This window comes from Streptomyces sp. NRRL F-525 (assembly GCF_000716605.1).
Classification (GTDB): domain Bacteria; phylum Actinomycetota; class Actinomycetes; order Streptomycetales; family Streptomycetaceae; genus Streptomyces.
This window is the reverse complement of the sequence record NZ_JNXE01000023.1, coordinates 1-13,196: the sequence shown is the minus strand read 5'-3', so window position 1 is coordinate 13,196 and position 13,196 is coordinate 1. Positions and strand designations below refer to the sequence as shown.

Below are 13,196 nucleotides of genomic sequence, written 5' to 3'. Positions count from 1 at the left end.
CCGCGCCCCTAAAAGCAGGGCGTGCGGCCTTGCGTTAGTTGGAAGACTTGGCCAGGTTCAGTGCGTAACTTGGCCACCAATCGCCCGCCTTCGGGCCGCCCTTGCACTCGCCGTCCGACTCACCCGGGCGTTTGATCCACAGGTAGGCGTCCACCAACGGGTCTGCGGTCTTCGTCGTGGGGGTTTCTCCCAGGGACCTGCCTGGGGGGTTGCACCAGTTCTCGTCTGTGTTGCCGGACGTGTAGGGGCCGTTGCCGTTGCGGCTGGTGTCGATGACGAAGTGTTTGTCGCCGGTTTTTGCCGAGAGTTGTTTGCCGTAGGCGATGGAGTCCTGGGTGGAGTAGAAGTTGGAGACGTTGACCGCGAAGCCGTCGGCCTTGGCGATGCCTGCTCGTTCGAGGGGCTGGTAGATCTCGTCGGGGTGGCCCCAGCCCGCGTTTCCGGCGTCCAGGTAGACCTTGGTGTTCTTCAGGGACTTGAGCTTGGTGATCGCGTAGGCGAGCAAGTCGTAGCGCTCCGCCTGGAATTGGGTGGGAGTGCAGCCGTCCACCAGGTGGAGGACGGCGTCCGGTTCCAGGATCAGCGTGGCTTTGCGGTCCGCGATGCCCTGGGCCACCGCGTCGATCCACGCCCGGTACGCGTCGCCGTCGCCCGCTCCGCCCTGGGAGTACTGGCCGCAGTCGCGGTGCGGGATGTTGTAGAGGACCAGGAGGGCGGTGCGGCCGGCCTGGTCGGCGGCCTCGGTGAAGCCCTGGGCCTCCGCCTTCGGGTTCTCCGCGCCGATCCACTCGCCGGTCGGCTGTTCGGCGATCTTCCTGATCTGCTCGGCTTCCGCCGTCTTGCCCGCGTCGACGTAAGTGGCCAGCTGGCGGGCCGCGTTGGTGTCCGGGTTGACCCAGATCGGGTCGGATCCGTCGGGCTGTTGGGTGATCTTCGCGTTCACGTCGGGTTTCTTGTCTCCGTCCCCGGAGGAGGAGCACCCCGCCATCAGCAGTGCCGCCCCCAGGACCAGCGCCGACGTCCGTGTGCCGAAGGAGACCGGGGTCCCCTGGCTGCCGTACATCCAACTCCCCCTTGGCTGTACCGATCCAAGGGTCAATCGTGACATACGTGGCGTGCCGCCCACGAGAACGCCCGGGGTGTTGTCGGCGGGCTGTTACACCTCCGCCCTTGTGGGTAGATGCGCGGCCTAGGGTCTGCCCGGCGCGCTCGGTTCCGGGGCAGGGAGAAGGTGGCTGTCATGCACCACACGACCCGGGAGGGCCGGTTGGCCGCGGCGCTGGTGGAGGCTGCCGACACCCTGACGGAGACCTTCGACACCGGGGACTATCTGCGTCGGCTGGCCGATCACTGCGTGGAGCTGCTGTCCGCTCGGGCTGCCGGGATCGTGCTGATCGACGGTGGTGAGGCGGTGGCGTTGGGCGGGAGCACGTGCGGTGGTCGGGAGGACATGGCGCTCGAACTGCTTGCCGCTCAGCGCGACGGCGGGCCCTGTCTGGAGAGTTACGGGTCCGGGCGGCCCGTACCGCCGGTGTCGATCGGTGCGGCCCATGCGGCCGCCCGCTGGCCGGAGTTCACCGAGCGGGCCCTGCGGTACGGCGTCGTGGCGACCTTCGCGGTGCCGGTGCGGCGGCGGGGCACGCGGTTCGGCGCGCTCAACGTGTTCGCGACGGCGCTGCCCAACTGCGCCTCGGACAGCTGGCGTTCGGAGCTGGTGGTGGCGCAGGCGCTCGCCGATGCCGTCGGTCTGGGGCTGGAGAACCACCGCGCGTACGCTCAATCCCGTTCCCTGGCGGGGCAGTTGCAGGAGGCGTTGTCGAGCCGGGTGCGGATCGAGCAGGCCAAGGGGATGCTCGCCGAGCGCTGGCAGGTCGGTACCGACGAGGCGTTCACCGCGCTGCGCGGGCATGCGCGGCGGCGCCGGATGCCGCTGGACCGGGTCGCGCGGGCGGTGATCGAGGGGGGACCTGTGGACCGACTGTGACCAGTGCATATGACAGTGCGCAACTGCTGTGAGACATGGCGTTATTTGCCCTCTAGGCCCGGACGCCCATTCGTTCTAGAGTCATTCCCAACGGCCCTGGCCCCTGGCCCGAACACACACCTTCCACCACTGGTTTTCCAGACCTCCCGCGCCGTTCGCCGGGTTACTCCCGCAACCCGTGCGCGTGCGGTTGAGGACCAGCCCGGTCGGCGGCTTCAGGGGGGAGCAGGTCGTCGGCCGGGCCCGGTTGTCAGAGTCCGGTGCCGGTGAGGTAGGCGGACACGATGACGTTCGCCGTGTAGCTGCGGCCGACGCGGTCGAAGGTGCCGCCGCAGGTGATGAGGCGGAGTTCGGCGCGGCCCGACTGCCGGGTGCCGTAGGCCTGTTGGGCGTCGAAGTGGGCGCGGGTCAGGACGCGGACGTCGTCGACGGTGAACTCGGCGACCTTGCCGTCGTCGCGGATCACGCGGATCGTGCCGCCCGGGCGGAGGGTGCTGAGCTTGTAGAAGACGGCGGGGCGGGTCTCGGTGTCGACGTGCCCGACCATCAGGGCCGTTCCGACGGCTCCGGGCCGTACTCCACTCCCGTACCAGCCGACCACGGCCGCCTGGTCGAACGGCGGTGGGTCGATCGCGCCCTGGGTGTCGAGGCCGCGGGCCACCACCGGTGCCTGGACGGCGAGTTGGGGGATGTCGATGCGCTGTGGCAGCGCGTTGCCCAACGGCTTGGCGGCGGGCGGGAGTTCGGCCTCCGGGGGGCGTCCGACCGCCGCCACGTCACCGGTCGTCGGCGCGGATATGCCCAGCCGGATGTCGGTCAGGTCCTGTCCCCACAGCCAGAGTCCGAGCAGCAGCACGGCCCAGGCGACCCCGGTCAGCAGCCGCCCGGTGCCGGAGGAACGCTCGTGCTCGGCGGGCCCGTCGTGATCGAACATGGCCGGTCAGCCCGTCCTGCGGCCCCGGCGGGCGCTGCGCAGCGCCACGGCCGTCGCGGCGACACCGGCCAGCAGGAGACCGACCACCGCGTGCGCGGTACCGGGACCGGCGGCCCGCGCGTCCACGGCCGCGAGGTGCGCCGCCGCACCGCCGCCGCCCGCGTGGACGGGGGCGACCGGCGAGGCGGGGGTGGAGGGGGGTGCCGACGGGGACTGGGACCCGTGTTCTACGACCTTGATCGCGCCCTTCACCGTCACGCTCCCGCAGGTGATCCTCACGTCGTAGCTGCCCGGTTCCAGCGAGGTGCGGACCCGGGTCTCGCCTGCGAGGGTGCCGGACGCGCCGACCAGTTTGGCGTCGGCGACGAACGCGGCGGACGCCGCCGAGCCCGTCGTACCGGCACAGCCGCTGATCCTGAGCGCTACGTCGGCGCCGGGGGACGGGGAGGCGGGGGTCACCGTGACACCGCCTCCGTCCGCCGCGTACGCCGTCGGGGTGAGCGCCGTGAGGACCACCGCGGCACCCGCACAGAGTGTGACTTTCAGTGAACCCATCGTGAACCTCCAGATATCTGGAGACTCCTCCTCACAGCGGACGGCCGCATCCTCAGCCACGCCCCGCTGCTCCATATGGGGGACGGCGCCGGAAGGTGCATAGCATGGTCACCTCACATGCCCGCGTACCGCAGGAGTGCCCACCCATGACAGAGCGCAAGCCCATCGAATCGTGGCTCACCGACATGGACGGGGTGCTGATGCACGAGGGCGTCCCGGTGCCCGGCGCGGAGGCGTTCATCAAGACGCTGCGGGAGAAGGGGCGCCCGTTCCTGGTCCTCACCAACAACTCGATCTACACCGCGCGTGACCTGCACGCCCGCCTGAGCCGGATCGGTCTCGACGTCCCGGTGGAGAACATCTGGACCTCGGCGCTGGCCACCGCCGCCTTCCTGGACAACCAGCACCCCGGCGGCACCGCCTACGTCATCGGCGAGGCCGGGCTGACGACGGCGCTGCACGACGCGGGGTACGTGCTGACCGACTCCGACCCGGACTTCGTGATCCTGGGCGAGACCCGGACGTACTCCTTCGAGGCCCTGACCAAGGCGATCCGGCTGATCAACGACGGGGCCCGGTTCATCGCGACCAACCCCGACAACACCGGCCCCTCGCCCGAGGGCGCCCTGCCGGCCACCGGGTCGGTGGCCGCGCTGATCACCAAGGCGACCGGCAAGGAGCCCTACTTTGTCGGCAAGCCGAACCCGCTGATGATGCGGTCGGCGCTGAACACCATCGGCGCGCACTCGGAGACCAGCGCCATGATCGGCGACCGCATGGACACGGACGTCCTCGCGGGACTGGAGGCCGGGATGGAGACCTTCCTCGTCCTCACCGGGCTGACGACCAGGGGTGATGTGGAGCGCTACCCCTACCGCCCCACGACGGTCGTGGAGTCCATCGCGGACCTGGTCGACCTGATCTGAGACTCAACTGCCGGTCGCGGACTGCCAGTCCTCGACGTACGACGTCAGGTTCTTGTCGATGTCCGACCAGTCCGGCTGGAAGATCTCGACGCCGGTCATGAGCTTGGTCAGGGCGGTGGCGTTGGCGTCGGTGGCCTTGACGTCCTGGCGGGCGCTGAAGCCGCCGCCGACCGAGCTGACCTGCTGCTGGGCGGTGCGGCTGAGCAGGTAGTCGAGGAGCTTCCTGCCGTTGGCGCTGTGCGGGGCCTTGGTGACGAGACCGGCCGCGTACGGGAGGGCGAAGGTGGTGGGCTTGCCGCCCTGCTTCGCCGGGAACCAGATGCCGAGGTTCGGCATGGTCTTGGACTGGGCGTAGTTCATCTGCACATCGCCGTTGGCGACGAGGAGTTCACCCTTGTCGACCTTGGGCGCGAGCTTGCCGGTCGAGGCGGACGGGCCGACGTTGTTGGACTGCAGCTTCTTCAGATAGGCGAGGGCCGCGTCCTTCCCGCCGAAGTCGTGAATCGCCTTGATCAGTACGGCGGTTCCGTCGCCGGCGACTCCGGGCGTGGAGTACTGGAGCTTGTTCTTGTACTTGCCGTCGAGCAACTCGTCCCAGGTGGTGGGCGCTTGGGCGAGCTGCTTCTTGTTGTAGACGAACCCGAAGTAGTTGTTGACGACGGAGGTCCAGGTGCCGTCAGTGGCCTTGTCGGCGCCGCTGACCTGGTCGGCACCGGCCGGGGTGTACTTCTGCAACAGCCCCTTGCTGTCGGCCTGTTGGATGAACGGCGGCAGGGTCACGAGGACATCCGCCTGCGGGTTGCTCTTCTCCCGGACGGCACGCTGCACCATCTCGCCGGAGCCGCCCTCGACGTACTTGACCTCGATGCCGGTCTGCTTCTCGAAGTCCTTGAAGACCTGGTCGTACCAGCCGTCGCCGTTCTCGCCCTTGAGCCCGTCGGCGCTGTAGACGGTGACGACCTTGGCGTCGGAGGCGGCGGAGGTACCGCCGCAGGCGGTGAGGAGCGGGGTGGCGCAGAGCGATACGGCTACGGCGATCTTGAGTGCGTTTCTGGGCATGGCGAGGCCAACTCCTGGCGTGGTGAGGTCAGTTGAGGTGCTGGTGGATCAGCGGTACGAGGCCCGGTTGCGAACCCGGGAGACGACGAGCAGGACGAGCAGGGTCGCCGTCATCAGGACCACGGCGAGCGCGGACCCGGCGAACAGGGCGCCGCGGTCGGTGGCCGAGTAGATGAGGACCGGAAGCGTGGTCCAGTCGGGCGGATAGAGCATCATCGTGGCGCTCAACTCGCCCATGGACAGGGCGAAACAGAGTCCTACGGCGGCGGTGAGCGACGGCAGCAGCAACGGCAGCCGGATCCGCCACAGGACGTACAGCGGCCGGGCGCCGAGAGAGGCGGCGGCCTGTTCGTAGGCCGGGTCGAGGCGGACGATCGCGGCGGACACGGACTGGTAGGCGAAGGCGGTCACGAGCACGGTGTGGGCGAGGATCACGATCCACCGGGTGCCGTTGAGCAGCATCGGCGGCTTGGAGAACGCGACGAGGATCGCGAGGCCCACCACGACGGACGGCACGGCCACCGGCAGCACGAACAGGGCGTCCAGCACCCGGCGTTGACGCTTCTTGAGCCCGGCGGCGGCGAGCGCGGCCCAGGTTCCGATGCCGAGCGCGAACAGGCTCGCGGTGAGGGCGGTGACCAGGCTGGTGGTGAGCGCCTGGAGGGCCTCACCCCGGGTCGCGGCGGAGTAGTGGGAGGTGGTGAAACCGGAGGGCAGGACCCCGGACCAGTTGGTGGCGAAGGATGCCCCGAGGACGACGAGGAGGGGCAGCGCGAAGAGGGGCAGGAAGAGGACGGCGAAGACCAGCCACACAGCCCACTTCGCCTTGCGGCTATGCACCAACACGACGGCTCACCACCCGGTAGAGGCCGTAGAGCCCCACGGATATAAGGACGTTGACGACGGCGACCACACACGCGCCCGGGTAGTCCGACTCCAGGATCGCCTTGCTGTAGACGAGCATGGGGAGGGTCGTGACCCCTTTGGCGCCGGTGAACAGCACGATCCCGAACTCGTTGAGACAGAGGACGAGCACGAGGCTCCCGCCGGCGGCGAGCGCGGGGAGCGCCTCCGGCAGGATGACCTGCCGGATGATGCGGGGCGCCTTGGCTCCGAGACTCGAAGCCGCCTCCAACTGCGCGGTGTCCAGCTGCGAGAACGCGGCGAGCAGCGGCCGCATCACGAACGGCGTGAAGTAGGTGACCTCCGCGAGCAGCACACCCCAGGGCGTCGCGAGGAACTGGAACGAACCGACGATGCCGGTGGTGCCGTAGATGAAGAGCAGGGCGAGCGTGATCAGGAAGGAGGGGAAGGAGAGGTAGACGTCGATGAAGCGGGCGACTGTCTTGGCTCCGGGGAAGGGCACGAACGCGATGATCAACGCCAGCACGAACCCGAGGAGCATGCATCCGAGGGTCGATACGACAGCGATCCAGACGGTGGTCCAGAGGGCGGTACGGAACAACTCGGATGAGAAGACGTCGGCGTAGGCGGTGGCCGGCTGAAAGGACTGCCGAACGACGAGGGCGAGTGGGTAAAGAAAGAGAAGGCTGAGGATTGCAACGGGCAGCAGGGCCACCCCCCAGGGGCGCGGGGAACTGCGCGCCCAGCCCCCACCGGCCCGCGCCCAACGAACAACCTCACTCATCGCCAACTCCAGCGCACAGCAACACCGCATCCTCCGGCGCGAAATGCAACGTCACCGCATCCCCATACACAGGCGGCTTCTTCAACTCCGGTACGTCAGCCATGACCCGCCGCCCATCCACATCGACGTAGAGCCGGTGAGTGGCCCCACGCCACTGGATCTCCCGTACGACACCGGCGAGTTGATTGGGCCCCTCCCCCAGCCCAACGAGATGCGGCCGTACACACAAGGTCGCCTCACCCCCGGAAACAACCCCCCGCACCTCAACCCGCTGCTCCCCGAAGAACACCCCCCGCTCCCCCACAGTCACCGGCAACAGATTCGCGCTCCCGACGAACCCCGCCGTGAACTCACTCTTAGGCGCCCGGTACAGCTCGCGCGGCGTCCCGCACTCCTGAAGCCGAGCCCGGTCCATGACGGCGATCCGGTCGGCCAGAGTGAGCGCCTCGACCTGGTCATGCGTGACGTAGAGGATCGACACCTCGGGCAACTCCCGGTGCAGCCGGGCGAGTTCGGCGAGCATCCCGGACCTCAGCTGCGCGTCGAGCGCGGAGAGGGGTTCGTCGAGAAGGAGAACCCCGGGCCGGATGGCCAACGCCCGTGCGATGGCCACGCGTTGCTGCTGCCCACCGGACAACTCCCGTGGATGGCGCCGCGCGTACTCCCCCATGCCGACCATCTCCAGCGCCTCGGCGACCCGGGTACGGATCTCCCCGCGCGGCACCTTCTGCGCCCTGAGCCCGAACGCCACGTTGTCCTCGACCCGCAGATGAGGGAACAGCGCGTACTGCTGCACGACCATCCCGACCCCCCGCCGGTACGGCGGCAGGTCGGTGACGTCACGCCCGCCGAGGAACACCCGCCCCGACACCGGCCGTACGAACCCCGCGACCGCCCGCAGCGCCGTGGTCTTGCCGGAGCCGGACGGCCCGAGCAGGGCCATGACCTCGCCGGGTTCGACGATGAGGTCGAGGGCGTCGAGGACGACCGTGCCGTCGTAGGCAACGGTGACGGAGTCGAAGCGGATGCCGTTCGTCATGCGAGGACTCCGGGCAACTGTCCTACGCCGTCGAGGACTTGGCCCGCCCCGGCCGCCCGCAGCGCGTCCGCGTCGTGGGCGCCGGTCAGCACACCGGCGACCAGCCCCGCCCCCGCGCGGACCCCGCTGAGCATGTCGTACGAGGTGTCGCCGACGACCGCCATCTGCCGTACGTCGTCCGCAACCGCCGTACGCAGGAAGGCGGTCAGCACCATGTCCGGGTACGGGCGTCCCCGGCCGCCGGCGTCGGCGGGGCACAGGGTGAGGTCGGCGAGGTCCTGCCAGCCGAGGGCGGCCAGGATCGCGTCCTGGGTGGCGCGGGCGAAGCCGGTGGTCAACACGACCGTGCGGCCTTGGGACTTGAGGGTCTCGATGGTCTCGCGGGCGTCGGGCAGGGCGGCGACCCGGCCGGCGTCGACGAGGTCGGCGTACGCCGCTTCGAAGGCCTTGTTGGCGTCCTGGGCCTTGGTCTCCTCGCCGAACAGGTGGCGGAAGACGGAGATCTTGGACTCGCCCATGGTGGCGCGGACGTAGTCGAGCATGTCGGCGGGTTCTTCGCCCATGTGCCGGGCGGCCGCCGTGAACGCCTCCTCTACTAGACCGCCGTCGGCGACGGTCGTGCCGGCCATGTCGAGGACGACGAGGCGGATGTCGGGTGTCGTGCCGGGTGTCGTGGGGTTCATGAGGGAGGTCATGGGGGTCACCAGTCCAGTTCGTTCGCGGTGGTCTCGGCGATCGCCGGGGAGCAGGTCATGCCGCGCCCGCCCGGCCCGGTCACCAACCACACGCCGTCGCGCACCTGTTGGCGGTGGACGACGCGGGCAGGGTCGGTGCACTGCGCGTACACGCCGGCCCAGCGGCGGCGGATCTTCGGGAGAGGGCGGCCGAGGAACGACTCGACGACCTCGGCGAGATGGTCGTAGGGCGCCTCGGTGGTGTCGAAGGCGAAGGGGTGCTCGTACTCGTGGGTGTCGCCGATGGTCAGTCCGCCGTCGGCGCGCTGGACCATGAGGAGTTGCATGGCGTGGGCGGCCGGGGTCGGCAACTGCGGTTGATCGGCGTTGAGTTGGTCGAGGGCCTGGCCACGGTAGGCCGGGTAGTAGCGGAAGCTGTCCGCGTCGGCGATCGACGTGGTGAGCGGTTCGCCGAGCGGGTCGGTCTGCATCATCTGCAACCGGACGCGGCGGACGGGGAGTTCGGGCCCGGCGAGTTCGCGGACGAGGCCGCCGAGCCAGGCGCCGGTGCACAGCACGACCGCGTCGGAGGCGTGCACGTCCCCGTGGTCGTCGCGCACCGCGTGCTCGCCGATCACCTCGCGGACCTCGCGGCCCGGCAGGAAGGTGTAGTTCGGGGACTTCGACAGCTCGGCGCGCAGGGCGAGTTGGGCGGTACGGGGTTCGACGGCCGCGTCGCGTTCGCAGTACAGGGCGGCGGTGAAGTCGCCGCGCAGGGCGGGATTCACGGCGCGGGCCTCGGCCGGGGTGAGGAGCTTGTAGCCGCGCGCCGCGGAGTCCTCCCGCGCTACGGCGGCCTCCGCGACGGCGAGTTCGCGGTCGCCCCGGACGGGGGTCAGCGAACCGTTGGCCCGGAAGCCGAGCGCCGGGACGCGGGCCCCGATCTCCTCCCACAACTCCCGTGCTCGCAGGGCGGTTTCGAGCTCTTCGCCGCCCGCGCGGCCACTCACCCAGATCTGCCCGAAGTTGCGCAACGACGCGCCGCGAGCCTCCGCCTCGCGCTCGATCTGTACGACCTCATGGCCGCGTTCCACTGCTTGCCAGGCGTGCATGGTGCCCACCACGCCGCCTCCGACGACTGTCACTCTCACGACGGCCACGCTCCTCGGGATCCGGGAACCGGAAAGGTCCGGCTCCCAACGAAAGCGTGAACGACCCATCACGTTTGGGCTAGACCCGTTATCTATCCGTGATAATCGAGGGCACTGCGGCAGCCCTGTCGGTCAGCCTCTGTGGTGGGTGGTGAAGGAGAAGCGGTCGCCCCGGTACAGGCCCCGGACCCGTTCCAGCGGGCGGCCCTCCGTGTCCCTGGACACCCGGTGGATCAGCAGCATCGGGAGGGCGGGCGGGGTGCCGATGAGGAGGGCCTCGCGCGGGGTGGCCAGCACGGTCTCGATGCGTTCGTCGGCGTCGCCGAAGTGGATGCCGCGGGCGTTGAGGTAGCCGTAGAACGAGGAGTCGGGCTCGAAGTCCGTGTCCAGGTGCGGGACTCGGGCGACGGAGACGTAGGTGCTTTCGAGGCCGACCCGTTCGTCGTCGGCGAGCAGGACGCGCTCCAGGTGCCAGACGGGTTCGCCGCGGGTCAGTCCGGTCTCGGCGGCGAGGGCGTCGGTGCAGGGGAAGCGGTCGAGGGTGACGAGGCTGCGGCCCGGGGTGCGCCCCTGCCGCCGTACGCCCTCGGTGTAGCTGGCCAGGGACAGCGGCTGCTCCAGCTTGGGACCCGCGACGACCGTGCCCCGACCCTGCCGGCGCAGCCTGCCCTCCAGCACGAGTTCGCGCAGCGCCTGCCGCACGGTCTCGCGGGCGACCTCGTACCGCTCGGAGAGGTCGCGCTCGGTCGGGATCAGGCCGCCCTCCCCCAACTCGTCGACGAGCACGGCGATTTGAGCCTTGACCGCGTAGTACTTGGGGATGCGGCCGTGCTCCGGGATGCCGGAGCGGACGGGGGCGCCGGGGGCCTGGTCGTTCGGGTAGTCCACCCGTAGATCGTCGCAGAGGTGGCGGCCCGCGTTATCGGCGCCTCCGCGCCAGCAGCAGGGCGCCGCTGGTGACTAGGAGGACGGACAGGGCGGCGAGAACGAGGTGCGCGGGGCCGATTCCGGTACTGGCGAGTTCGTCGGTGAACGAGAGGTCCTCGGCGGGGGGCGAGGTCGCGGCGGACGGAGCGGGGGTGGCGGGGGAAGTGGCCGAGCCGCTGGGGACGGCTTCGAGGTCGGCGGGGTCGGCGGCCTCGACGGCGAAGCGGTAGTCGTTCGACTGACCGATCCAGTCCCCGTCGTCGGCATGCCGTTGTACGACGGCCGCGTCGGCGGTGATCTCGTTCGCGACGGCGTCCGGGGCGAGCGCGAGGCGCACCTTCACCGTGAGGGTCTTGCCGGGGTCGACGGTGAACCCCGGGAAGCCGTCGTCGAAGGCGCCGACGAGTTCGGCCTCGTCGGTCTTCTCGAAGTGGACGGGGTGCGGGCGGGGGCGGGTGCCGTCGTAGAACTCGAGCTTGGGCTGGGACGGTTTCAGGGCGCGTTGCTGGTCGACGAGGACGACGACCGGGTGGATCGCGGTGCAGCGGCGGGCGGTGGTGTTGGTGAGGTCGAGGTACCAGATGCCGTAGCCGCCGCCGGCCGCGTAGGTGTCGGGGCCGTCGTGGATGCGGGTGGTGAGGGGGAAGGCGCGGGCGTCGGGGGCGGCGCAGGCGGGGGCGGCGGCCGTTGCGTGGGCCGGTGGGGCGGCGGTGACGAGGAGGGGTGCGGCTGCGGCGAGGCAGAGGGACAGGAACCGGGACAGGGGTGTGCGCAGTGGGGTGCGCGGACTCAGGGGAAGTCGCATAAACACATGAGCGTGCCGGAGGGGCGCCGCCGATCAGGGGTGCCGTGCCGGGCGGGGGCCGGGAATGCCTCGAACGGGCGCGGCGGGACCCCTGTTCGGCGGAAGTGTTACAGATCCGGCGAAAGCGTCACACTTTCCCGGACAACCACCCGCCCCCCTACCCGTCCGCCCGTCCGAACAGCGGCCCCAGCAGCAACTGCGCCGCCCCCTCCGCGACGCCCCGCGCCCCGCCGGGGGCGACCCGTACGGGTACGGCGGCCTCGCGGGCTCCCTCGCGCCGGGCGCGTTCGCCGAGGACGGCGGCGACTCCGCGTACGAAGGGTTCCGGGTCGGCGGCGACGGTACGGCCGCCCAGCAGCACGAGGTCGATGTCGAGCAGCCCCACGAGATTCGCGGCACCGGCACCGAGCACCCGCGCCGCCTCATCGACATCACCGCCCACCACGGCGGCCAGGCACAGGGCCTCGATACAGCCCCGGTTCCCGCAGTCGCAGGGCGGCCCGTCCAGCTGGATCACCTGATGCCCGAACTCCCCGGCCCCGGTCCGCGCCCCCCGGTGCACACCCCCGCCGATCACCAGCCCGGCACCGAGCCCGGTCCCGAGATGCAGATAGGCAAAGGCCCCGCCCTCCCCGCCGACGGCCAGCCCGAGCGCGGCGGCGTTCGTGTCCTTGTCCACCACCACAGACACCCCGAGCCGCCGAGCCAACGCATCCCGCAACGGAAACCCGTCCCACTCAGGAAACCCGGTAACCCGATGCAGGACGCCGTGAGCATGATCGAGCGGACCGGGCAGGGCCACACCCACGCCGAGGAGGTGAACGGTGGAGGCACGCTGCGCGGCGGTCACCGGATTGGCGAGGGACGCGGAGTCAGCAAGACCAGCAGCATCGGCAAAACGCCCGGGGTCAGGAAGACCCGCAGGATCGGCGAGACGCCCGGGGTCAGCCGGACCCGCAGGATCGGCGAGACGCCCGGGGTCAGCCGGACCCGCAGGATCGGCGAGACGCCCGGGGTCAGCCGGACCCGCAGGATCGGCAGGGCGCCCGGAACCGGCAGACCGCCCGGCATCGGCGAGGAGGCGAGCGCCGACAGGTACAGGGGCAGCGTGCGCTGCGGATGCCGGGTTCACGGGACGCACCGGCTCGGCTGGCCGCGCGGCGCCAGCGAGACCCGCAGGGTCCGCAGGGCGCCCGGGGTCAGCGAGACCCGCAGGGTCGGCAACGCGCCCGGCATCAGCTAGACCCGCAACATCAGCAACGCGCCCGGAACCGGCAGACCGCCCGGAGTCCGCAAGGCGCCGCTCGACGCCCGCGGCACCGGCGTCCGTACCGCCACCCTCCACACCACCGCCCGCCGCCCGTGTACCTGACGCCGCCCGCCTCCCCGCCGAGGCCGGGCGTTCTGCCGGTTCCGGGCCCCCTGCCGATCCTGCGGGTCCGGCTGACCCCGGGCGTCTCGCCGATCCTGCGGGTCCGGCTGACCCCGGGCGTC

The 13,196-nt window shown here is 70.5% G+C and carries 14 protein-coding genes; 2 read left to right on the top strand and 12 right to left on the bottom strand.

Annotation, left to right across the window (positions count from 1 at the left end; translation table 11 throughout):
• Positions 1–34 precede the first annotated feature (34 nt).
• A complete protein-coding gene (locus tag OO69_RS29050) occupies positions 35–1,063 on the bottom strand; it encodes a glycoside hydrolase family 6 protein (RefSeq protein WP_033283784.1) in 1,029 nt (342 codons plus the stop codon).
• A 177-nt stretch (positions 1,064–1,240) separates the two neighbouring features.
• On the opposite strand from OO69_RS29050, the gene OO69_RS29045 reads away from it, so the two are divergent.
• Positions 1,241–1,984, top strand: coding sequence for a GAF and ANTAR domain-containing protein (locus tag OO69_RS29045; protein WP_033283783.1), 744 nt, complete (start codon positions 1,241–1,243; stop codon positions 1,982–1,984).
• Between the two features lie 250 nt (positions 1,985–2,234).
• On the opposite strand, the gene OO69_RS29040 is transcribed toward OO69_RS29045, so the two are convergent.
• Both OO69_RS29040 and OO69_RS29035 read right to left on the bottom strand, forming a co-directional pair.
• On the bottom strand, positions 2,235–2,918 hold the full coding sequence (locus OO69_RS29040; protein WP_033283782.1) for a class F sortase: 684 nt from the start codon (positions 2,916–2,918) through the stop codon (positions 2,235–2,237).
• A gap of 6 nt (positions 2,919–2,924) precedes the next feature.
• Positions 2,925–3,473 (bottom strand): hypothetical protein, encoded by a 549-nt coding sequence (locus OO69_RS29035; protein WP_033283781.1) that lies wholly within the window; start codon positions 3,471–3,473, stop codon positions 2,925–2,927.
• A gap of 146 nt (positions 3,474–3,619) precedes the next feature.
• On the opposite strand from OO69_RS29035, the gene OO69_RS29030 reads away from it, so the two are divergent.
• On the top strand, positions 3,620–4,399 hold the full coding sequence (locus OO69_RS29030; RefSeq protein WP_033283780.1) for an HAD-IIA family hydrolase: 780 nt from the start codon (positions 3,620–3,622) through the stop codon (positions 4,397–4,399).
• A gap of 3 nt (positions 4,400–4,402) precedes the next feature.
• On the opposite strand, the gene OO69_RS29025 is transcribed toward OO69_RS29030, so the two are convergent.
• The 9 genes from OO69_RS29025 to OO69_RS53935 form a co-directional block, all read right to left on the bottom strand.
• Entirely contained in the window at positions 4,403–5,458 is a 1,056-nt protein-coding gene (locus OO69_RS29025; protein WP_033283779.1) for a 2-aminoethylphosphonate ABC transporter substrate-binding protein, read from the bottom strand.
• A 48-nt stretch (positions 5,459–5,506) separates the two neighbouring features.
• Positions 5,507–6,304, bottom strand: a complete 798-nt coding sequence (locus OO69_RS29020; RefSeq protein ID WP_078652609.1) for an ABC transporter permease — start codon at positions 6,302–6,304, stop codon at positions 5,507–5,509.
• On the bottom strand, positions 6,291–7,106 hold the full coding sequence (locus OO69_RS29015; protein ID WP_199811050.1) for a 2-aminoethylphosphonate ABC transporter permease subunit: 816 nt from the start codon (positions 7,104–7,106) through the stop codon (positions 6,291–6,293). Before OO69_RS29015 ends, OO69_RS29020 begins: the two co-directional genes overlap by 14 nt.
• Positions 7,099–8,145, bottom strand: a complete 1,047-nt coding sequence (locus OO69_RS29010) for an ABC transporter ATP-binding protein (RefSeq protein WP_033283777.1) — start codon at positions 8,143–8,145, stop codon at positions 7,099–7,101. The genes OO69_RS29015 and OO69_RS29010 overlap by 8 nt, the downstream gene beginning before the upstream one ends.
• Positions 8,142–8,840, bottom strand: coding sequence for a phosphonatase-like hydrolase (locus OO69_RS29005; protein WP_033283895.1), 699 nt, complete (start codon positions 8,838–8,840; stop codon positions 8,142–8,144). The genes OO69_RS29010 and OO69_RS29005 overlap by 4 nt, the downstream gene beginning before the upstream one ends.
• A gap of 5 nt (positions 8,841–8,845) precedes the next feature.
• The gene (locus tag OO69_RS29000) at positions 8,846–9,970 is read right to left on the bottom strand and encodes a TIGR03364 family FAD-dependent oxidoreductase (protein WP_033283894.1); all 1,125 of its coding nucleotides are present in this window, start codon (positions 9,968–9,970) and stop codon (positions 8,846–8,848) included.
• Between the two features lie 132 nt (positions 9,971–10,102).
• Complete coding sequence (locus OO69_RS28995; RefSeq protein ID WP_033283776.1) at positions 10,103–10,858, bottom strand: GntR family transcriptional regulator; 756 nt, start codon at positions 10,856–10,858, stop codon at positions 10,103–10,105.
• A gap of 31 nt (positions 10,859–10,889) precedes the next feature.
• The gene (locus tag OO69_RS28990; protein ID WP_033283775.1) at positions 10,890–11,702 is read right to left on the bottom strand and encodes an LPXTG cell wall anchor domain-containing protein; all 813 of its coding nucleotides are present in this window, start codon (positions 11,700–11,702) and stop codon (positions 10,890–10,892) included.
• A 157-nt stretch (positions 11,703–11,859) separates the two neighbouring features.
• Positions 11,860–13,047 carry an ROK family protein gene (locus OO69_RS53935; RefSeq protein WP_420707915.1) on the bottom strand — a complete coding sequence of 396 codons (1,188 nt, stop codon included), beginning with the start codon at positions 13,045–13,047 and terminating at the stop codon, positions 11,860–11,862.
• Positions 13,048–13,196 lie beyond the last annotated feature (149 nt).

What these genes read in the sequence shown, in the direction of transcription:
- OO69_RS29015 (WP_199811050.1), bottom strand. Translation starts at nt 7,106, where the DNA reads ATGAGTGAGGTTGTTCGTTGGGCGCGGGCCGGTGGGGGCTGGGCGCGC.
- OO69_RS29005 (WP_033283895.1), bottom strand. Translation starts at nt 8,840, where the DNA reads ATGACCTCCCTCATGAACCCCACGACACCCGGCACGACACCCGACATC.
- OO69_RS29010 (WP_033283777.1), bottom strand. Translation starts at nt 8,145, where the DNA reads ATGACGAACGGCATCCGCTTCGACTCCGTCACCGTTGCCTACGACGGC.
- OO69_RS29030 (WP_033283780.1), top strand. Translation starts at nt 3,620, where the DNA reads ATGACAGAGCGCAAGCCCATCGAATCGTGGCTCACCGACATGGACGGG.
- OO69_RS29045 (WP_033283783.1), top strand. Translation starts at nt 1,241, where the DNA reads ATGCACCACACGACCCGGGAGGGCCGGTTGGCCGCGGCGCTGGTGGAG.
- OO69_RS29025 (WP_033283779.1), bottom strand. Translation starts at nt 5,458, where the DNA reads ATGCCCAGAAACGCACTCAAGATCGCCGTAGCCGTATCGCTCTGCGCC.
- OO69_RS29040 (WP_033283782.1), bottom strand. Translation starts at nt 2,918, where the DNA reads ATGTTCGATCACGACGGGCCCGCCGAGCACGAGCGTTCCTCCGGCACC.
- OO69_RS29050 (WP_033283784.1), bottom strand. Translation starts at nt 1,063, where the DNA reads ATGTACGGCAGCCAGGGGACCCCGGTCTCCTTCGGCACACGGACGTCG.
- OO69_RS28990 (WP_033283775.1), bottom strand. Translation starts at nt 11,702, where the DNA reads ATGCGACTTCCCCTGAGTCCGCGCACCCCACTGCGCACACCCCTGTCC.
- OO69_RS29035 (WP_033283781.1), bottom strand. Translation starts at nt 3,473, where the DNA reads ATGGGTTCACTGAAAGTCACACTCTGTGCGGGTGCCGCGGTGGTCCTC.